General features: G+C 73.4%; 16 protein-coding genes. 10 read left to right on the top strand and 6 right to left on the bottom strand.

Features of this window, described 5'->3' with window-relative positions:
- Nucleotides 1–89: 89 nt before the first annotated feature.
- The 3 genes from E5225_RS09095 (at nt 90) to E5225_RS09105 (ending at nt 7,176) form a co-directional block, all read left to right on the top strand.
- Nucleotides 90–1,148: a DNA polymerase IV gene (locus tag E5225_RS09095; RefSeq protein ID WP_424945119.1), complete on the top strand. Its 1,059-nt coding sequence runs from the start codon at nt 90–92 to the stop codon at nt 1,146–1,148.
- A 1,498-nt stretch (nt 1,149–2,646) separates the two neighbouring features.
- Nucleotides 2,647–3,510, top strand: a complete 864-nt coding sequence (locus E5225_RS09100) for a helix-turn-helix transcriptional regulator (RefSeq protein ID WP_135972378.1) — start codon at nt 2,647–2,649, stop codon at nt 3,508–3,510.
- Between the two features lie 387 nt (nt 3,511–3,897).
- Nucleotides 3,898–7,176 (top strand): NPP1 family protein, encoded by a 3,279-nt coding sequence (locus E5225_RS09105; RefSeq protein ID WP_243738104.1) that lies wholly within the window; start codon nt 3,898–3,900, stop codon nt 7,174–7,176.
- A 717-nt stretch (nt 7,177–7,893) separates the two neighbouring features.
- On the opposite strand, the gene E5225_RS09110 is transcribed toward E5225_RS09105, so the two are convergent.
- The 3 genes from E5225_RS09110 to E5225_RS09120 are packed head-to-tail and all read right to left on the bottom strand — an operon-like array spanning nt 7,894 to nt 9,847.
- Nucleotides 7,894–8,811, bottom strand: a complete 918-nt coding sequence (locus tag E5225_RS09110; protein WP_135972379.1) for a cation diffusion facilitator family transporter — start codon at nt 8,809–8,811, stop codon at nt 7,894–7,896.
- Nucleotides 8,808–9,461, bottom strand: coding sequence for a cation diffusion facilitator family transporter (locus E5225_RS09115; RefSeq protein ID WP_135972380.1), 654 nt, complete (start codon nt 9,459–9,461; stop codon nt 8,808–8,810). Before E5225_RS09115 ends, E5225_RS09110 begins: the two co-directional genes overlap by 4 nt.
- Nucleotides 9,458–9,847 carry an ArsR/SmtB family transcription factor gene (locus E5225_RS09120; protein WP_166435896.1) on the bottom strand — a complete coding sequence of 130 codons (390 nt, stop codon included), beginning with the start codon at nt 9,845–9,847 and terminating at the stop codon, nt 9,458–9,460. Before E5225_RS09120 ends, E5225_RS09115 begins: the two co-directional genes overlap by 4 nt.
- A gap of 109 nt (nt 9,848–9,956) precedes the next feature.
- Here E5225_RS09120 and arsB point away from each other — a divergent pair, with 109 nt between their 5' ends.
- The 3 genes from arsB to E5225_RS09135 are packed head-to-tail and all read left to right on the top strand — an operon-like array spanning nt 9,957 to nt 12,546.
- Nucleotides 9,957–11,066: an ACR3 family arsenite efflux transporter gene (arsB, locus tag E5225_RS09125; RefSeq protein ID WP_279536521.1), complete on the top strand. Its 1,110-nt coding sequence runs from the start codon at nt 9,957–9,959 to the stop codon at nt 11,064–11,066.
- Complete coding sequence (locus E5225_RS09130) at nt 11,063–12,109, top strand: metalloregulator ArsR/SmtB family transcription factor (RefSeq protein WP_243738105.1); 1,047 nt, start codon at nt 11,063–11,065, stop codon at nt 12,107–12,109. The genes arsB and E5225_RS09130 overlap by 4 nt, the downstream gene beginning before the upstream one ends.
- Nucleotides 12,106–12,546, top strand: a complete 441-nt coding sequence (locus tag E5225_RS09135) for an arsenate reductase ArsC (RefSeq protein ID WP_135972381.1) — start codon at nt 12,106–12,108, stop codon at nt 12,544–12,546. The genes E5225_RS09130 and E5225_RS09135 overlap by 4 nt, the downstream gene beginning before the upstream one ends.
- A gap of 62 nt (nt 12,547–12,608) precedes the next feature.
- On the opposite strand, the gene E5225_RS09140 is transcribed toward E5225_RS09135, so the two are convergent.
- Entirely contained in the window at nt 12,609–13,115 is a 507-nt protein-coding gene (locus E5225_RS09140) for a GNAT family N-acetyltransferase (protein WP_135972382.1), read from the bottom strand.
- Nucleotides 13,112–14,521: an FAD-dependent oxidoreductase gene (locus E5225_RS09145; RefSeq protein WP_135972383.1), complete on the bottom strand. Its 1,410-nt coding sequence runs from the start codon at nt 14,519–14,521 to the stop codon at nt 13,112–13,114. The genes E5225_RS09140 and E5225_RS09145 overlap by 4 nt, the downstream gene beginning before the upstream one ends.
- 81 nt (nt 14,522–14,602) lie before the next feature.
- Between E5225_RS09145 and E5225_RS09150 the strand changes: the two genes are divergently transcribed.
- The 4 genes from E5225_RS09150 to E5225_RS09165 all read left to right on the top strand — a co-directional run bounded on the left by E5225_RS09150 (nt 14,603) and on the right by E5225_RS09165 (nt 17,751).
- On the top strand, nt 14,603–14,968 hold the full coding sequence (locus E5225_RS09150) for an ArsR/SmtB family transcription factor (RefSeq protein WP_135972384.1): 366 nt from the start codon (nt 14,603–14,605) through the stop codon (nt 14,966–14,968).
- Between the two features lie 130 nt (nt 14,969–15,098).
- Nucleotides 15,099–15,818, top strand: a complete 720-nt coding sequence (locus E5225_RS09155; RefSeq protein WP_135972385.1) for a catalase family protein — start codon at nt 15,099–15,101, stop codon at nt 15,816–15,818.
- Entirely contained in the window at nt 15,815–17,179 is a 1,365-nt protein-coding gene (locus E5225_RS09160; protein WP_135972386.1) for an APC family permease, read from the top strand. Before E5225_RS09155 ends, E5225_RS09160 begins: the two co-directional genes overlap by 4 nt.
- Before the next feature lie 104 nt (nt 17,180–17,283).
- Nucleotides 17,284–17,751, top strand: coding sequence for an SRPBCC family protein (locus E5225_RS09165; protein ID WP_135972387.1), 468 nt, complete (start codon nt 17,284–17,286; stop codon nt 17,749–17,751).
- 90 nt (nt 17,752–17,841) lie between these two features.
- On the opposite strand, the gene E5225_RS09170 is transcribed toward E5225_RS09165, so the two are convergent.
- Nucleotides 17,842–19,884: a thioredoxin domain-containing protein gene (locus tag E5225_RS09170; protein WP_135972388.1), complete on the bottom strand. Its 2,043-nt coding sequence runs from the start codon at nt 19,882–19,884 to the stop codon at nt 17,842–17,844.
- Nucleotides 19,885–20,033 lie beyond the last annotated feature (149 nt).

Here is a 20,033-nt window from a genome sequence, read left to right on the forward strand (position 1 = left end):
ATCCGGGGCGGCTCCCCGCCTGCGTGGGGCGCGTCCATGTGCGCGCACCGCACCGGCGGGCACACTCGTGCCATGGACGCAGGCACGGCATGGGTGCTGCACGTCGACCTCGACCAGTCGTCGCGGCCGTCGAGGTGCTGCGCCGACCCGAGCTGGCGGGCCGGCCCGTCGTCGTGGGCGGTCGGGGCGACCCGAGCGAGCGCGGGGTCGTGTCCACCGCGTCGTACGAGGCGCGGGCGTTCGGCGTGCGCTCCGGGATGCCGTTGCGCGTCGCCGCGCGCAAGCTGCCCGACGCCGTCTTCCTCCCCGTCGACGCTCCCGAGTACGAGCGTGCGTCGGAGCAGGTCATGACCGCGCTGCGGTCGCTGGGGGCCGTGGTGGAGGTGCTCGGCTGGGACGAGGCCTTCCTCGGGGCGGTGACCGACGACCCCGAGGCGCTGGCGCACCGGGCGCAGCAGGCGGTCCTGACCGCGACCCGGCTGCGCTGCTCGGTCGGCATCGGCGACAACAAGGTCCGCGCCAAGATCGCGACGGAGCACGGCAAGCCCGCCGGCACGTTCCGCCTCACCGCCGAGAACTGGTCGCAGGTGATGGGCGCGCGCCCGACGATCGAGCTGTGGGGTGTCGGCACGAAGGTGTCGCGACGGCTGGAGACGCTCGGGGTCAGGACCGTGGACGAGCTCGCCGCGGCGCCCGTCGACGCCCTGGTGACGGAGTTCGGGCCCCGGATGGGCGTCTGGTACCACGAGCTGGGGCAGGGCCTCGGGCCCACGACGGTGGACGACCGGCCCTGGGTGCCGCGGGGTCACGGCCGCGAGACCACGTTCCAGGAGAACCTCACGACGCCCGCGCAGGCACGCGAGGCGGTGCGCACGCTGGCGGGCCAGGTCCTCGAGGACGTCGCGCAGGACGGGCGTGCGGTCGTCCGGGTCGCGCTCAAGGTGCGCTACGCGCCCTTCGTCACGACCGGCGCGAGCCGCACGCTCGACGCGCCGACGCGCGACCCGGCGACGATCCTCGCCGCCGTGCTGGCGCTCGCCGACAGGCTCGAGGACCGTGAGATCCGGCTCCTGGGCGTGCGCGCGGAGATGCTGATGCCCGACGACGCCGACCCCGCGGCGCGCACGCCCGTGCGCGGCCGCATCTGAGTCGCAGCGCGCCGGTCGCGTCCGGACGGGTCGGGCCGGTCCTAGGGCGTGTCTCCCAACCAGTCCCGCTGCTCTCCCCCGTGTAGCGGGGCCTCCCAACGTCGACGCGCGCCGCATGGTCGTGCGGGAAGGTGGTCGCCATGTGTGGCAGGTACGCCAGTGCGCGCAGAGACGCCGACATCGCCGGTGCCCTAGCGGTGCAGGAGATCGTCGACGAGGAGACGCCGCCGTCGTGGAACGTCGCCCCGCAGCCGAAGGGCTGGTCGCGTCCCTGCCCGGCCTAGGCCTGGCGATGAGCGAGTGCGCCGGGACCCGACACTGCCGGGTGTCGTCGCCTACAGGAACAGCTTGAGCGTGTCCTCGTCGATGTCGAACGGCCCGGTGACGTAGACGCCCTCGTAGTTGCCCATGGGGAACTTGTGGTCGCGGACCACGAGGACATCCCCGCCCGCGATGATCCCCAGCGTCCGTGTCTTTCGAGTGCGCCGGCTGGACCTCCGCCAGGATGGCCGTCGACTCGACGAGGGTGACCTCTCCGCGGTCTACCGCCGCCAGCAGCGACTTCAGGCACTCAAAGTCTGGGTCACCCTGGATGACGCCGATGAGAGCAGAGGCGTCCAAAGGGCGCTCTCGATCTTGCTAGGCGGGCCGCGGTCGGCCCGAGCAGGGTCCGGGCGAACCGGTCCTCCACGTAGAGGGAAGCCTGCGGCGCGAGCGCTGCCGGGACCGTCAGTGCGTCTCCGACGGGTACCGCCACGAACACCGAGACTGCTGCGGATGCGATTTTGCCGCCCTCCGCGGTGGGCAGCGGCAGGTACGGGGATGCGACGCGGGACGGCACCCGGCGGCGCTGCACGTCGGGCACAGCCAGCCCCGATGTACGCGCTGACCACGAGGTGCCCGGCGTCTCGGAGCCAGCCGCGCAGGGCCCTGTGGACGCTGACGGCGGCACGGGTGGGCGCGCGGACCGGCGCCACGATGAGGAGCGGGTCCACCGTCGACCCCGTCGGGGAGACGGTCGCCGGGGACCGGTCATGACTGTCCAGCCTGCAGATCTCCTCGCGGTCGACCCCGACCCGACGAGCCGGGGCCGCGGCGGCTCGAGGGTGCCTGGACATGGGCCGTGGTAGTGCTCGCACCACCACGGTCGGGGTGCACGCACCATCGTGGCCGCACCGGACCCGAACCTAGCGTTGCCGACATGGACACCCCGTCGACAACCACCCCGTCCCGCGCCGCACGATCGGCGTCACCCTCACGTCCCTCGCCGTCCTCGGCGGTCTCGTCCTGACGGGCACGCAGTCGGTGCTGGCCGACAACCGTCCCTCGCCCCGAGCACCTCGCCGACATCGGACCCCGCACACCCGGGCCCGCGTGAACCCCAGACCGGAACGGGTGAACGGGTGAGCTGATCACGACGTCTCGAACCGAGAAGCACTCGACAGCCGTGCGCTGCACAGCCGACAGACACGCGGCGCCCGACCTGCAGAGGAGAGCAATGAGCAGCTCGAACACTCTCGGAGAGTTCCTTCGGGCGCGCCGAGCCCAGCTCGTCCCGGACCCGGCATCACCGTCCGACCGCCGCCGCGTCCCGGGTCTGCGACGCGAGGAGATCGCCCGCAGCGCCAGCATCAGTGTCGACTACTACGCCCGGATCGAGCAGGGACGGGCGGGCGTCGTCTCGGACGAGGTCCTGCAGGCCCTCGTCGATGCTCTGGCGCTCAGCGTCGAGCAGCGGACTCATCTGTTCGCGTTGGCTCGTCCACGCCACGTCGTCCCCGTCACGCCGGGAGAGGGCATCGCGATCACCGGCCTGCGGACGCTGGCGGAGCTGACTGCTGCACCAGCGATGGTGGTCGATCGGCGGTACACGATCGTCGTGGCGAACACCCTGCTCCAGATCCTGATCTCGCCGCCAGACGTGGTTCCGAGCGCGACCTCGGTGCCCGGCAGCATGGCTGAGTTCGTCTTCCTGGACCGGCGGTCCTCCGAGGTCTTCGCCGACTGGCCGGTGGCGGCACGAGGTGTCCTGACCCGGTTGAGGTTCCAAGCAGCCCGTCATCCGCGGGACGACGCACTGACGGAGCTCATCACCGACCTCCACGGTCGGAGCCGGTGGTTCGCAGACCACTGGTCCGACCCGCACATGGACGGCCTGTGGGCCGAGTCCGGCAGCATCGTGCACCCCCGGTGGGGCACCTATCGGTACAACCTGCTCACGCTGACCTCCCCGGCCCATGAGGAGTACATGGTCCACGCCTACGTCCCCTCCGACGCACCCGCTGTCGAGGTCGCTCACCACCTTCGTCACGCGCACCTGCGTCGATCGTCCTCGTCTGCGTCCCACAACCGATCCACCTGACCGCAGGCGCATGACCCCGAAGGTGGTTGCGGGAGTCCTCGGTAGCACAGGGTCTGGCTGCTCGACCGGCGTCGCTGGAAGGATCGACGCGCCAGGCTGATGCTCACGCAAGGTAATCGACAGCGCAGCCACCAGCCGAGGCCGGTTCCGTTCCTGGCACGAATCTCACGTCCCTGCGAATCTCGGCGACATCCGACGCGGGCAGCTTCCTCGATCACGCGCCGACCTCGGTGGTCGATCCTCTCGACTCAAACGGAGGCACCAGTGCGCATTCTGAAGATGAGGGCACAGCCCGGCGGTCCGAGACCCGCCACGCGGCCGAGGTCGATCGGCTCACGGCGGCGCGGTGTCAGGCGAAAGGCGAGGGTCCCACTGACCGCCGCCCTGGTGACCATCGTCACCGGGCTCGGCCTGGTTGTGCCTGCCGCCAGCGCGACAGCAGCAGAGCCGGACCCGCCGCGGGCGCTTCCGCAGAACGCCTCAGCGGACGAGCTGAAATGGCAACCGGTTCTCGACTACGACACCGACGGGTGTTACAACGTCCCGGCCATCGGACCTGACGGCACCATCGCGCAGGGCCTGCCGCACAGCAACGTCGGGCTCGCGGCCGATTGCCGCGACCAGTCCGACCTGGACAACACCAATACCTACTCGCGGTCGCGGTGCAACTCGGGGTGGTGCGTCTACCTCTACGCGTACTATTTCGAGAAGGACGTCGCTACGGGCGACACTCCTGCCAGCGCGGGGCACAGGCACGACTGGGAGCACATCGCGGTCTGGGTCAAGGACGACAAGGCTGAGTACGTGTCGACGTCGGCTCACGGCAAATACGATCCCGAGCCGGCCGACAACATCCGCTGGGAGGGCACTCATCCCAAGATCGTGTACCACAAGGACGGGGGCCGGACCCACGCCTTCCGCTTCGCCGCTGCCGGCGACGAGCCGCCGGAGAACCACTACCACAACTGGCGTCGGTCCGCGCTCGTGGGTTACGACGGCTTCCCGGCGGGCCTGCGGGACAAGCTCGTCAATCACGCCTTTGGCTCGGCGACGCTAGCCATCAAGGATTCGCAGTTCGCGTCTAACATCGAGTCGTCCATTCCCAGGTCCTGGCAGTGCACGCCGCGCCAGGGCGGCGACTTCTGCAACCCCGACGGAGGGGGACCCGCCTTCCCGTTCGACGCGAACGTCGACGACAGGCCGCCACCTCCGCAGGACGTCCCCGCGCTGCCCAACGAACCGCCGCCGAACCCGTACCCGTCGGACGCCAGGACCTTCACCGTCGAGGCGGGCGGGACGTCCTTCTCCGCGACGCAGCCGAGGAACTCGGTGGCGACCTACACCTGGACCGACGGCGAGCACCCGGAAGAGTGGCTGACCAGCGCCAGCGGCAGTGAGCTGAACCGGACGATGACCAAGATGACGGTGGCCGCCTACGGCGCAGCGACGGAGACCATCTCCGTCGATGCGGGGCGCACCCATCAGACGATCGACGGGTTCGGTGGTGCGATGACCGACTCTGCGGCCGCGCTCATTCTCGGTTCCCCGAACCGTGACGACGCCATGAACCGTCTGTTCGGCACCGGCCCTGGGCAGGCCGGTCTGACGATGGTGCGTTCGCCGATGGGTTCGAGCGACCTGATGGCGGACGGCAACGACTTCCACACCTACGAAGACGTGCGGGGCAGCTTCTCCGTCGATGCGTTCGCGAGTGACAGGCGCCAGATCGAGGCGCTGCAGCAGGCGAAGAGGATCGTCGGGAGCAAGGACTTCAAGCTCATCGGCACGCCGTGGAGCGCGCCGGGCTGGGCCAAGCGCGGGGGATCGCTGAGAGCCAGAGGGTGTGGGATCGAGGCGAACGAGCTCGACGTGCGGCAGGCGGGCGCGTATGCCGACTACTTCACGAAGTACGTCGCCGCGTACGACGCGAAGGGGATCAAGCCGTGGATGGTGTCGCTGCAGAACGAACCGCAGAACTGCAAGACCGCGATGCCGACCACGCTGCTGTCGGCGAGCGACTCGGTCGTTCTGGGCAAGGAGCTCCAGGCACGCCTGCCCGGTGACGTGAAGGTGCTGGGCTGGGACCACAACTGGAACGACAAGCACTACGTCGACGCCCTGACCGCCAGCGGCAGCGTCGACGCGGTCGGCTACCACTGCTACGACGGCAACCACTACGCCAACCAGACCACCGCGGTCGCGACCTACATGACGGAGTGCTCCGGGTTCACCGACTCCAGCGCCAACGTGGAGCAGAACCTCGGGTGGGAGGTGGCGAACATGCTGATGGGCCCGCTGCGGCACGGTTCCAAGGGCTCGATCTACTGGAGCCTGGCCCAGGACCAGAACGGCAACCCGCGCCTGAACGGTCCCGACGCGTGCGGCACCTGCCGCGGCATGCTCACCAAGAACGCCGCCGGTCAGATCGAACCGAGCCAGGACTTCTACTACTTCGCACAGTTCTCCGCGTTCGTACGCCCCGGCTCGGTGCGCATCGAGTCCACCAACTCCGGCGACGTGTCCACCGTCGCGTTCCGCAACGGCAACACCACGACGCTGGTGGCTCTGGTCTCCTCCCACCACGCGGACGGCGGAAAGGCCGGCTCCGACGAACGGGACCTCCGGCGGCACATCGTGCAGTTCGACGGAGAGAACGTGGCGCAGAAGACCGCCTGGCTCGTCGGCGCCGACGGGTACCGCCGGTGGATCAGTGACGGCTCGACCTTCAACTGCCTGAAGTACGACGCTGGCATGCAGGGTCCCGACAGCCTGCCCGGTGGCGCCCTGGACAAGCACATCAACCTCGAGCACGTGTGGGCGGTCTGCGGTGCCTACACCATGGGCGCCCGAAGTCAGCTCGAGGTCGGCACGTACATCAAGTCCGGCGGCGGGGCCCGCCTGACCCTGACCGCCGACGGGCTGCGCGCGCTCGACACCCTCGGGGAGACCCGGTGGACGCCACCGGGGTCCGGTGACCGGCTCATCCTCGAAGAGGACAACAACCTGGTGCTGTACGCCGGCAGCCGGGTGGTGTGGGCGAGCAACACGGTCGGCTCCGGAGCGGCCTGGCTGTCGATCCGCGACGACGGGACATTCGTGCTGACCGACAAGGCCAACAAGGTCGTGTGGGTCAGTGACACCGGCACCCGGGACTACCGGCGCAGGATCGTGCAGTACGACGGTGACGGCGCCGCCCAGAAGACCGCCTGGTTCGTCGGCAACGACGGGAACCGTCGCTGGATCCCCGACCTGCCCACCTACGAGTGCCTGCGCGACGCCGGCTCCGGCAACGCCGTCTCCCTCAGCAGCGACGTACTCGACAAGGTGCCCAACCTCACCGACGTGTGGGCGGTCTGCGGCGGCGACCGGATCGGCGCCGACAGTGCGCTCGAGGCGAAAGGACACCTCAGGGCCGGGGACTACCGGCTCACCCTCAGCGCCACCGAGCTGGTCCTGACCCGCAACGGCACCCGCGTGTGGGCCGCCGGGCAGGGCGGCGAGCAGCTCAAGCTCCAGACCGACGGCAACCTGGTCATGTACGACAAGGAGGGTCGCTCGACCTGGGCCACCAACACCAAGGGCACGAGCGCCGGGTGGCTGGTCCTGGGCACGGACGGATCTCTTCGCCTCTACGACGACGGCGGGAAGCAGGTGTGGAGCCGCTGACCCCTGCGAACCCACCCAGGACGGGCGTGCCCCTCGCGAAGGGCGCGCCCGTCCCGGCCCCCCCGCGCGGTCGTCACGAGGCGAGGTCGATCAGCGCTGCAGCAACTGCAAGTCGCACGCTGTCAGCATGCTTTCCATCAGCGAGTTCAGCCAGATGTGCCCACTGTCGCCGTCCGGTGGTGGTCAGTGACCATGTTGTCGATCGCTTTCAGATCGAGGTCGGGACGGCCTTTCAGGACGTCGTGAGAGCGCCCCTCGGCAAAGCTGGCACTGTCGCCTGAGCCGTGTCTCTCGAATCTGCGCGCGGGTCACCCGCGCGCAGGGACGGGCTCCACCACCCCAGCTTGCTTCCCGGCCTCCTCCAGCCAGGCCAGGTAGCGCGTTCGGAGGTCGGGAGCGACGGGGAGAATTTCGTCTCCGCCCAGCCGCACCGCGCCGCGCAGCGGACCCGAGACGATGAGCCACTCGAACCATCCACAGCCTCGGTGGCGAGCGGGATGGACCCCTGCCGCCGGGGCTCTCAGGCCTCATCGTCGGCTTGCTTCCACGCCTGCAGGGCCGCCGTGTGCTCCTCGACGCTGGGTGCGGGAAGGTGCAGCCGGTCGAGGTCCGCGGCACGGAGCCGCTCGGCCCACCCGGAGGATCTGCTCGTCGAGTCCAAAACGTGCGAACCTATCCCGCCTCGGTTTCGACTCGAACAGGATTGGGATACGCGTCCTAGTCGTGCGCCGCGCCCTCGTGCCCACGGTGGCCGACGGGTTCGAGCTGCAGCGTGCAGTGCCGCATCGCGAAGTGCTCGCCGAGGCACTCGTCGAGGGCGTCGAGGACCACCCCGGGGCGGCCCTCGACGATGCACTCGTCGTCCACGACGACGTGCGCGGACAGCGCGGTGACGCCGCTGGTGATGGTCCACGCGTGCAGGTCGTGCACGTCCACGACGCCGGGGACCCGACGCATGTGGTCCCGGACGCGGTCGAGGTCGAGCCCCTTCGGGGTGGCCTCGAGCAGGACGTCGACGACGTCGCGCAGCAGCGACCACGCCCGCGGGACGATGAACACCCCGATCGCGACGGACGCGACGACGTCGGCCCGCGCGTACCCGGTCGTGGCGATGACGATGCCGGCGGCGATGACCGCGACGGAGCCGACCAGGTCGCCGAGCACCTCGAGGTAGGCGCCGCGCACGTTGAGGCTCTCGCGCCGGCCGGCCCGCAGGATCACGAGGCAGACGAGGTTCGCGACGGCGCCGGCGGCCGCCACGGCGAGCATGAGCCCGGTCTCCACCTCGGGCGGGTCCGTCCACCGCTGCACCGCCTCCACGACCACCCAGATCGCGAGCCCGGCCAGGAGCAGGCCGTTGGCCAGGGCCGCGAGGATCTCCGCGCGCTGCAGCCCGTAGGTGCGGGTGTTCGTCGCGGGCCGCGCCGCGAGGGTGCCGGCCACCAGGGCGAGGGCGACGCCGCTCGCGTCGGTGAGCATGTGCCCCGCGTCCGCGAGCAGGGCCAGGGACCCCGAGAGCAGCCCACCGACGACCTGGGCGCCGACGACACCGAGCGTGATGACCAGCACGAGGACCAGGCGCGAGCGGTACCGGCCCGTCGCGGTGCCGTGCGCGTGGCCGTGCCCGGCGCTCATCGTGCGTCCTCGTCCTCGTCCTCGACGAGCTCGCCCTCCCAGGCCTCCCTGCCCTCGTGGATGGCGAAGGCCGCGATCACGAAGGCCGCGACGGGGTCGAGCCACGCGGCGCCGGTCAGGGCGTGCAGCGCGACGCCCGCCAGGGTGGAGATGCTCAGCAGCACGCAGATCCGCGTCTCGGCGGCGTCCGCGAGGATCAGGTCGTCCTTGAGGCGCCGGCCCACGTCGCGCTTCATCGCCGCCAGCACGGGCATGACGACGACGGAGGTCACCAGGAGACCGATGGCCACCGGCGAGCTCTCCGGCGGCTGGCCGTCGAGGAGGCTGCGGACGCCCTCGACCGTGACGTACGCGGCGAGCACGAAGAACGTGACGGCGACCGCCTTCAGGGTCAGACGCTCCTTGCGCTCGTCCGCCTCGCCGTCGCGCAGCCGGGCCGACAGGCGCACCGCCACCAGGACCGCGGCGATCGACTCGATCGCCGAGTCCACCCCGAACCCCACGACCGAGACGAGGCCGGCCAGCAGTCCGGCGGTGACGGCGACGGCGCCCTCGAGGACGTTGTACGCGACCGTGAACCGGGCCAGCCGCAGCCCCCGGCGCGTCAGCCGCTCGACCTCCACGGCGTCGAGCTCGCCGGTCGCGGTCACGAGGCCGTCGCCCCGGCGTGCGTGGCGGCGGCACCCGACGCCGGGCACAGCGTGACCGCGTCTCCCGTGCGGGCCAGCAGCCTCTCGGCGGCACCGAGCAGGTCCGTGAGCGCCTCGGGGTGCGCCAGCGTGAACACGGACGCGCGCCCCTCGCGGCGCGAGCGGACCAGTCCGCAGTCGCGCAGGCAGGCCAGGTGCTGGGACACCGTGGACTGCGCGAGGCCGAGGTGCTCGGTCAGGTCGACGACCCGGTGCTCGCCGAGGGCGAGGTGGCGCAGGATGGTCAGCCGCGAGGGGTCGCCGAAGCCGCGGAAGAGGCACGCGGCGGCGTCGAGCGCGGTCTCGTCCAGCAGCACGGCGTCGCGCGGTCCCGCTGTCATCGTCATACGCCGATGTTAACCACGTTCCCGGCGGGGCGACGCGGGACCGCGGTGTTCACCGCGCGTTCACCGGCCCGGGCCTTCCAGCTGTCTCGAGGCCTGTCAATATAGAGACGTGTCGAAGCAGACCCTCGCGGTGCCCCAGCAGCTCGCCGGACGCAGGCTGTCCGCCCTGGACCGGTGGCTGCCCGTCTGGATCGGCACCGCCATGCTGGCCGGCCTCGCGCTCGGGCGCTTCGTCCCGTCCCTGGCCGACGGGCTCGCGCGCCTCGAGGTGGGCGGGATCTCGCTGCCGATCGGGCTCGGGCTGCTGGTCATGATGTACCCGGTGCTGGCGAAGGTCCGCTACGACCGGCTCGCCGCGGTGACCGGCGACCGGCGGCTGCTGGTGAGCTCGCTGGTGCTGAACTGGCTGGTCGGGCCGGCGCTGATGTTCGCCCTGGCGTGGGTGTTCCTGCCCGACCTGCCGGAGTACCGCACCGGCCTGATCGTCGTCGGCCTCGCCCGCTGCATCGCGATGGTCGTGATCTGGAACGACCTGGCCTGCGGCGACCGCGAGGCCGCCACCGTGCTCGTGGCGATCAACTCCGTCTTCCAGGTCGTGGCGTTCTCGCTGCTCGGCTGGTTCTACCTCACCGTCCTGCCCGGGTGGCTCGGCCTGGACACCCAGGGCCTGGACGTCTCGGTCGGGCAGATCGCGCTCAACGTGCTGGTGTTCCTCGGGGTGCCGCTCGTCGCCGGGTTCGCCTCCCGCCGGATCGGGGAACGCACCAGGGGCCGCGAGTGGTACGAGTCCTCGTTCGTCCCCCGCATCGGGCCCTGGGCCCTGTACGGGCTGCTGTTCACGATCGTCCTGCTGTTCGCGCTGCAGGGGGACGCGGTCACCCGCAACCCCCTCGACGTCGCCCGCATCGCCCTGCCCCTGCTCGTCTACTTCGCCGTGATGTGGGGCGTCGGCCTGGCCACCGGCAGGACGCTCGGCCTGGGCTACGCCCGCTCGACGACGCTCGCGTTCACCGCCGCCGGCAACAACTTCGAGCTCGCCATCGCGGTCGCGATCGGCACCTTCGGCGTCACCTCCGGGCAGGCGCTGGCCGGTGTCGTCGGGCCGCTCGTCGAGGTCCCCGTGCTCGTCGGCCTCGTCCACGTCTCCCTGTGGGCCGCACGCCGGTGGTTCGCCACCGATCCGCACGCCGCCCCGCTCGACCAGGAGGTCCGTCCGTGAGCACCCTGTCCCCCGAGCGCCCCGCCGCGCCGACCGGCTCCGACTGCGGACCCACCCCCGAGGGGCACGCGATGGGCACGGAGGCCGCCCACGGGGTCGCGGCCGTGCTGAAGGCGCTGGCCGACCCGCTGCGGCTGCGGATGCTGTCGTTCCTCACGACGAGCCCGACCGGCGAGGCGTGCGTGTGCGACATCGCCGGCGTGGCCGACGTCTCCCAGCCCACCGTCTCGCACCACCTCAAGGTGCTCAAGGACGTCGGCGTCCTGACCTCCGAGCGGCGGGGGACGTGGGTCTGGTACCGCGTCGCCCCGGACGTGCGCGGTGCGGTCACCGCGCTGCTGGACTCCTTCGCCCCCGCCGCCCTCGACGCCGGCCGGCACCGCGACAGGCCGCTGGCCGGGCTCGTCGACGCCGACGCCACGCTGACCCGGGTCGCCGAGGGCCTGGCGTCCCGCTTCCCGGACCTGGCGCCGGACCTCGTGCTGCGCACGGTGCGCGAGTCCTACGCGGCCCTGGCCCGCGGCGCCGGCGTGACCGCGCACCTGGTGCCGACCGCGCAGCGGTTCGCCGTGCAGCGGCTCACCGACATCACCCGCACCGCTGCGGGCGGCTCGCACGTGCCGCAGGTGCTCTTCGTGTGCGTCGCCAACGCCGGCCGCTCGCAGCTCGCCGCGGCGCTGCTGCACCACCACGCCGGCGACGCCGTCATCGCCCGTTCGGCCGGGTCCGCACCCGCGGGGGCGGTGCACGCGACGGTCCGACCGCTGCTCGAGGAGCTCGGCACGGACGCCGAGGCGGTGTTCCCCAAGCCGCTGACCGACGACGCCGTCCGCGCCGCCGACGTCGTCGTCACCATGGGCTGCGGCGACACGTGCCCGATCCTGCCCGGCACGCGCTACGAGGACTGGGTCGTCGGCGACCCTGCCCTCGCCTCGCCCGAGGGCGTCGCGGCGATCCGCGACGACATCGACGCGCGCGTGCGCGCCCTGCTCGCCGACCTGCTGCCGTCCACCACCGACCGACCCGAGGAGCACCCCCGATGACCGACACCGCGGCCCACACCGTGCCCGCCACGCCCAGCGTGCTGTTCGTCTGCGTGCACAACGCCGGCCGCTCGCAGATGGCCGCCGGCTGGCTGCGGCACCTGTCCGGCGGGGCCGTGGAGGTCCGCTCGGCCGGCTCGATGCCCGCCGACCAGATCAACCCCGCGGCCGTCGAGGCGATGCTCGAGGAGGGCGTCGACATCCGCGCCGAGCGGCCCAAGGTGCTGACCACCGAGGCGGTCGAGGCCTCCGACGTCGTGGTCACCATGGGCTGCGGCGACGCGTGCCCGTTCTACCCGGGCAAGCGGTACGAGGACTGGAAGCTCGAGGACCCCGCGGGGCAGGGCGTCGACGCGGTCCGTCCGATCCGCGACGAGATCCGCGCCCGGGTCCTCACCCTGCTCGCCGAGCTCGGGGTGCGGCCGGTCGACGCCTGACCCTGCCTGACCCCGCACGCGACGGCGGCCCGGATGCTGTGGCGTCCGGGCCGTCCGTGCGTTCACGCCCCCGGCAGGCTCTTCTGCAGCAGGGTCGTGCCCAGCCACCGGTCGAACTTGCGGCCCACCCGCTCGAGCCGCCCCGCCGGGACGAATCCGGCGCGGCGGTGCAGCGCGAGCGAGGGGGCGGTGTCGCCGTCGGCGACGACCGCGATCACCTCCCGGGCGCCGGCTGCCGCCGCCGCGTCCAGCACGGACGCGAGCAGGCGGCCGCCGATGCCGCGCCCGGTCGCCGCGGGGTCGAGGTAGATCGTGTCCTCGACGGTGTGCGCGTACGCGGGCCGCGCACGCCACGGCCCGACGTACGCGAACCCGGCCACCTGCCCGTCGAGCAGTGCGACGTGGAACGGCCACCCGGCCGCGGTCAGGGCGTCGAGCTTGTCCGCCCACACCTGCGCACCGGGCGGGTCGAGCTCGAACGTCGCGGTCGACGTGGCGACGTAGTGGTCGTAGATCCGCGCGATGCCCGCGACGTCGCCCGGCAGCGCGGGGCGCAGCTGCACGCTCACGCCGTGGTGCCGTTCGCCGGCTGGTCGCCCGAGCGGCCGTGCACCACGCCGGTGGCGAACCCGATGCCCGCCGGTGCCCCGACACCCAGGGTCACCAGCTGCGGCTCGGGTGCCGTGCCGCAGCACGAGCCGCCGTCGGCCTCGAGGTCGGTCGAGCACACGCCGGTCTCGGGCAGGTCGAGCTCGACCGCGTCCGCGGCCGCGCGGTCCCCGGCCAGCGCCGCGGCGATCGAGCGGACCTGCTCGTACCCCGTCGCCAGCAGGAACGTCGGGGCTCGCCCGTAGGACTTCGTCCCGACCAGGTAGAACCCGTCGTCCGGGTGCGACAGCAGCGCCTCCCCGTGCGGGGGGACCGTGCCGCAGGAGTGTGCGTTCGGGTCGATGAGCCCGGCCAGCCGCGCGGGGGACTCGACCACCGGGTCGAGGTCGAGGCGCACCTCGCGCAGCATGTCGAGGTCCGGGCGGAACCCGGTCGCGTTCACGATCGCGTGCACCTGCAGGTCCAGCACGTCCTCCTGCGCACGGCCCAGCACCCGCACGCTCTCCCCCGCCGGCACGAGCCGCTCGATCGACACCCGGGTCACCAGGGTCAGCCGGCCCGCGTCCACGGCCTCCCTCAGGCGGGTGCCGAGGAGCCCGCGCGCGGGAAGCTCGTCGTCGGCTCCCCCGCCGAACAGCCGGCGTGCCGAGCCGCCGCGGATCGCCCACGTGATCGTCGTGCCCGGCTCCGACCCGGCCAGCTCCACCAGGCTCAGCAGGGTGTTCGCGGCCGAGTGCCCCATGCCGACCACGAGCGTGTGGCGGCCGGCGAACCGCTCCCGCTGCGCGCCCAGCACGTCGGGCAGCGGCCCGGTCACGTAGACCGCGGCCTCCCGCTCGCCGTCCGCCGGCAGCCCGCTCGAGCCCAGCGGGTTCGACGTCGCGTACGTGCCCGACGCGTCGATCACCGCGCGGGCGCAGACGTCCTGCACGCGCCCGTCCGGCGTCAGCGTGCGCACCCGGTACCCGCGACGCTCCCTGCCCAGGGTGCGGGTCTTGTCCGCGCCGTCCCGCGCCACCGCCAGCACCCGCGTACCGGTGCGCAGCCGGGAGGCGATCGCGGGCGTCGCGGCCAGCGGCGTGAGGTAGTCGCGGACCACGTCCGCACCGGTGGGCAGCGCGTCGCCGTCCGGCGCGACCCACCCGGTGGGCTCGAGCAGGCGGCGCGCCGCGGCGTCGACGTCGTAGCGCCACGGCGAGAACAGCCGCACGTGGCCCCACGACGACACGGCCGCTCCGGCGTGCTCGCCGGCCTCGAGCACCAGCGGCTCGAGGCCTCGCTCCAGCAGGTGGGCCGCCGCGGCCAGCCCGACGGGTCCGGCGCCGATCACGACGACCGGCAGCTCCTCACGTGCGGCCGCGGTCATGGGCCCTCCTCGCATCGAGATGTGTCGATAGGTGTGGGTGCCAACGTATCCACATTCATCGATGCATGACAAGATGCGCTCATGCTCACAGCGCCCGCCCTGCCGTCGCCGGCCCCGGCGCCCGCCGCCGGGTGCTGCGCGCCACCGGCCGCCGCGGAGGCCGACGCCGAGACCGCACGCCGGCTCGCGCGCGTCTTCAAGGCCCTGGGCGATCCCACCCGCGTGCAGCTCCTGGCGATCGTCGCGGCGCACGACGGCGGCGAGGCCTGCGTGTGCGACCTCACCGGGCCCGTCGGGCTCGCGCAGCCGACCGTCAGCCACCACCTCAAGATCCTCGTCGACGCGGGCCTGCTCACGCGCGAGCAGCGCGGGCGCTGGGCGTACTACTCGCTCGTCCCCGGGGCGCTGGACCACGTCGCCCACAGCCTCCGGGACGTGGTCGGCTAGCCACGTGGCCGGCGGAGCGCGCCGCGGACGTCGGCGGCGACGTCCGCCTCGGCGCGCACCCGCCCGCGGCGCTCGCCATGCTGGGCACGCGACGCCGGGCCGCCGGCCCGCCGCACCCCAGGGAGGGCGCATGCCTGCACCCGCCGGTCCCCCGGCCGTCCGCGCCGCCCGCGCCGCCGGTCTTGCGCTCGGCGCGCTGTTCGGCCCGCTCGCCACGCTCCGCCGGGGGCGCCCCCTGCACCCGCGCGGCACCGTCCTGCGGGGCACGCTGCGCCTCGGTGACGACCCCGACGCCCCCGGTGGCGAGCTGCGGTACGCGGGCCCCGCCGTCGTGCGGCTCTCCCGGTCGGTCGGGCTGCCACCCGGTGTGCCGGACGTGCACGGCGTCGCGGTCCGCTGGGAGGTGGACGGGCGCCCGCAGGACCTGCTGCTGTCGGGCACGGGGACGGGGCGCCTCACGCGGTTCGTGCTCGCGCCGCGCCTGACCCCGTGGGGCGGGACGCTCGGCTCCCTCATGCCGTTCCGGACCGCCGACGGTCCCGTGCTGCTCGGGGCGGCGCCCGTGGCGGGCGCGCGCGGCGACGCCGGCGGGACGGACGTGCGGGTCGACCTGGTGCTGCTCTCCGCCCGCGCCGGGGGGCCGTGGCACCGCGTCGGCCGGCTCGTCGCCGAGGACGTCGACCCCGGTGCCGACGTGCGCTTCGACCCGGTCCTGCACGTGCCGGCGCCGTACCGCACCTACGGCTGGGCGGCCGCGCTCCGGCTCCCCTCGTACGCCGCCGCCCGTCGTCGCGGGCCGCTGCGACCGACGCGCGCGGACCGGGCGCCAGGCGAATACTCGACCGGGTGACCCGCACCGACAGCGGCGCCGAGGCGCCCACCCGGCTGAACCGGTCCGTGACCGGACCGCTGCTGTTCCTGTTCATCCTGGGCGACGTGCTCGGTGCCGGCGTGTACGCCCTCGTCGGCGAGCTCTCCGCCGAGGCCGGCGGCATGGTGTGGCTGCCGCTGCTCGTGGCGCTCGTGATGGCGCTGCTCACGGCCGCGTCGTACGCCGAGCTCGTCACCAAGTACCCCCAGGCGGGCGGGTCGGCGGTGTACGCGCAGCGGGCGTTCGGCCGGCCGATGATCTCGTTCCTCGTGGGCTTCTCGATGCTCGCCGCCGGCGTCACGTCGGCGGCAGGTCTCTCGCTCGCGTTCGGCGGCGACTACCTCGGCGTCTTCCTCGACGTGCCGGCGATCCCCACCGCGATCGTCTTCCTCGCCCTGGTGGCGGCGCTCAACGCGCGGGGCATCAAGGAGTCGATGCGCGCCAACCTGGTCATGACGGCCATCGAGGTGGGCGGCCTCCTCCTCGTCGTCGTGCTGGGCGCGATCGTCCTCGGGCGCGGCGACGGCGACCCCGCGCGGCTCCTCGAGCTGCCCGCGGGCACGTCCGCCGCCGCAGCCACGCTGGGCGGGGCGCTGATCGCGTTCTACTCGTTCGTCGGCTTCGAGACCTCCGCCAACGTCGCGGAGGAGGTCCGCGACGTGCGCCGCGTGTACCCGCGTGCGCTGTTCGGCGCGCTCGTGACGGCCGGCGTCGTGTACCTGCTGGTCGGGATCGTCGCGCCCGCCGTGGTCGCACCCGAGGACCTGTCCGCCTCCAGCGGCCCGCTGCTCGAGGTCGTCCGTGCCGCCGGTGGCGTGCCGCTCCAGCTCTTCTCGGTCGTCGCGCTCATCGCCGTCGCCAACGGCGCGCTGCTCACCATGATCATGTCGAGCCGGCTCGCGTACGGCATGGCGGAGGAGGGTCTGCTCCCCGCACCGCTCGCGCGCGTGCTCCCGAACCGCCGCACGCCCGTCGTCGCGATCGTGGTCACCACCGCCGTGGCCATGGTCCTCACGGCCACCGGCTCGCTCGTCGACCTGGCCTCCACCGTGGTGCTCCTGCTCCTGCTCGTGTTCCTCAGCACCAACCTGGCCGTGCTGGTGCTGCGCAAGGACCACGTCGACCACCCCCACTTCCGGGCGTGGACGCCGGTCCCGGTCCTGGCCATCGGCACGTGCCTGGGCCTGCTGACGCAGCAGGAGGCACGGCACTGGCTGCTGGCCGGCGCGCTGCTGGCCGCAGGGGTCGTGCTGCACCTGCTCACCCGGCGCCGCTCCCAGGAGTCGGCGGCCGAGCGCCGGGCCAGCACGCCGGACGCCGGCACGGACGCACGGTCCTGAGCAGGCGCTGAGCACCCCCGCCGGCGGGACGTTCGCCGCGCGGGCGCCGGCGGCTCCCCCTAGCCTGACCGCGCACGACCCCCGATCACGCAGGAGGAGACGGCATGCCCACGATCGAGCAGACGATCGACGTCGACGTCCCGGTGCGCACCGCGTACGACCAGTGGACGCAGTTCGAGGACTTCCCGCACTTCATGAACGGCGTGGAGCAGATCACGCAGGTCAGCGACACGCTGACGCACTGGACGACCTCGATCGGCGGTGTCCACCGCGAGTTCGACGCCCAGATCGTCGCGCAGGAGCCGGACCGGGTCGTCGCGTGGCGCAGCGTCGACGGCACCGCGCACGCGGGGCACGTGTCCTTCGAGCAGCTGAGCCCCACGTCCACGCGCGTCACGACGAAGATCGACTGGGAGCCGGACTCCCTCGTGGAGAAGGTCGGCGCCGCCGTGGGCGTCGACGACCGGCAGGTCAAGAAGGACCTCGAGCGCTTCAAGGAGTTCATCGAGAGCCGCGGCACCGAGACCGGCGCCTGGCGCGGCACGGTCCAGGGCGGCACGCCGCCGCTCTGACGGTCCCGCTGGACCGGCCCCGCCCGACGACGGCCCGGCACCCTCCGCACCGGAGGGCGCCGGGCCGTCCGCGTACGCCGCGGCGGCGCCTCAGGCCCTCAGCTGTGCCGCCAGCTCGGTGGGGTCGGTGGTGGGGCGCTCACAGACGAAGCCGCGGCACACGTACGCGGCCGCCCGCGTGTCGACCAGCGGCCGGTCGCGCAGGAGGGCCGGGGCCTCGTCGTCGAGGTCCGCGGGGTCGCCGAGCGCGACGACGAGGCCCGGCGCGGGCGACCTCAGCGCGGCCAGGTGCAGCGCCCGGGTGGCGGCGTCCCCCCGCGACCCCACCACGGCGACCTCGCGGGGACCGTCGAGGAGCGCCTCGACCGCGGCGAGCGCCCAGCCCGCCGCGCGCGGGTACCGGGCGGCGAGCTGGAGCGGGACCCGCAGCGCGGCGACCGCCGCCTCACGGTGCGCGAGCGACCCGGTGGCCGCCGCGAGCGTGACGAGCGCGGCCGCGGCCGCCGGCTGTCCGCCGGGCGTCGGGCCGTCGGTCGGGTCCTGCGGCCGGCGCAGCGCACCCAGCACGGGGTCGGTCTCGTCGTCGGCCGTGTCGAAGAGGCCGCCCTCGCCGTCGCCGAAGTGCGCGAGCACGGTGGCGAGGAGCCGCTCCGCGCGCGCCGACCACTCCGACTCCCCCGTCACCGCGGCCAGGGCGAGATAGCCCTCGGCGACGTCCGCGTAGTCCTCGAGGACGCCCGGCGCCGCCCCCGCCACGCCGTCGCGCGACGTGCGCACGAGCCGGTCACCGCCGTCGGGCGCCCGGCGGGTGTGCAGGTCCGCGAGCAGGCGCGCGCAGCGCCGCGCCGCGTCCACCCAGTCCGGTCGGTCCAGGAGCGCACCGGCCTCCGCGAGCGCCGCGATCGCCAGGCCGTTCCACGCCGAGACGACCTTGTCGTCGCGCGCCGGCCGGGGGCGCTGCTCGCGCGCGGCACGCAGCCGCGACCGCACGGCGGCGTACCGCTCGGGGTCGTCGGGCTCGGCCTGCCGCTGGAGCACCGACTCGCCGTGCTCGAACGTGCCCTCCTCGGTGACCCCGAGGACACCCGCGGCCCAGGTGCCGTCCTCCGCGCCGAGGACGTCGCGCAGCTGCGCCGGCGTCCACACGTAGAAGGCGCCCTCGCGGCCCTCGCTGTCGGCGTCGAGCGCGGAGGCGAGACCCCCCTGCGGCGTGCGCAGCTCGGCGAGCAGCCAGTCCGCGGTCTCCTCCGCGACCCTGCGGTCGAGCGCGTCCCCCGTCAGCCGCCACGCGTGCAGGTGCACCCGCAGGAGCAGGGCGTTGTCGTAGAGCATCTTCTCGAAGTGCGGGACCGTCCACGTGGCGTCCACCGAGTACCGCGCGTACCCGCCGGCCAGCTGGTCGTACACGCCGCCCCGCGCCATCGCGTCGAGCGTGCGGCGCGTCATCGCCAGGGCGTCGGGGTCGCCCGTGCGTGCGTGGTGGCGCAGCAGCCACTCGAGGACCATCGACGGCGGGAACTTCGGCGCACCGCCGAACCCCCCGTCGTGCGTGTCGAACGACGCCCCGAGCGCGCCGAGCGCCCGCGCGACGACGCGCTCGTCGACGACCTCGCCCCCCGGGCCGCCGGGCGAGGGGCGCTGCCCGAGCGCGTCGGCGATGGTGGCGGCACTGCCGAGGACCTCCTCGCGCCGGGTGCGCCAGGCCGCGGCGAGCGCCGCAAGCACCTCCGGGAAGGACGGCATCTGCTGCACGCGGCGCGGCGGGAAGTAGGTGCCGCAGAAGAACGGGCGCCCGTCCGGCGTGGTGAAGACCGTCATCGGCCAGCCTCCGCTGCCGGTCATCGCCTGCGTGGCGGCCATGTACACCGCGTCGACGTCGGGGCGCTCCTCGCGGTCCACCTTCACGCACACGAAGTGCTCGTTCATGAACGCCGCGGTCGCCGGGTCCTCGAACGACTCGTGCGCCATCACGTGGCACCAGTGGCAGGCGGCGTACCCGACGGAGACGAGCAGCGGGACGTCGCGGCGGCGCGCCTCGGCGAAGGCGTCGTCACCCCACTCCCACCAGTCGACGGGGTTGTCGGCGTGCTGGAGCAGGTAGGGGCTGGTGGCGGTGGCGAGTCGGTTCGGCACACGTCCACCCTGGGTCAGCCGGGCGGCGCGTGCGAGCCGGAGGGGCGGCGCGGGTCGCCGGAGGGCGCGGTCGCGCGTGGGACGCCGACGTGCGACGGTGGACCGCGCCCGCACCGCGCCGAGCCCGTGCACGCCCACCGCCGGCGCGG

This window comes from Cellulomonas shaoxiangyii (assembly GCF_004798685.1).
In the GTDB taxonomy this organism is placed as follows: Bacteria; Actinomycetota; Actinomycetes; order Actinomycetales; family Cellulomonadaceae; genus Cellulomonas; species Cellulomonas shaoxiangyii.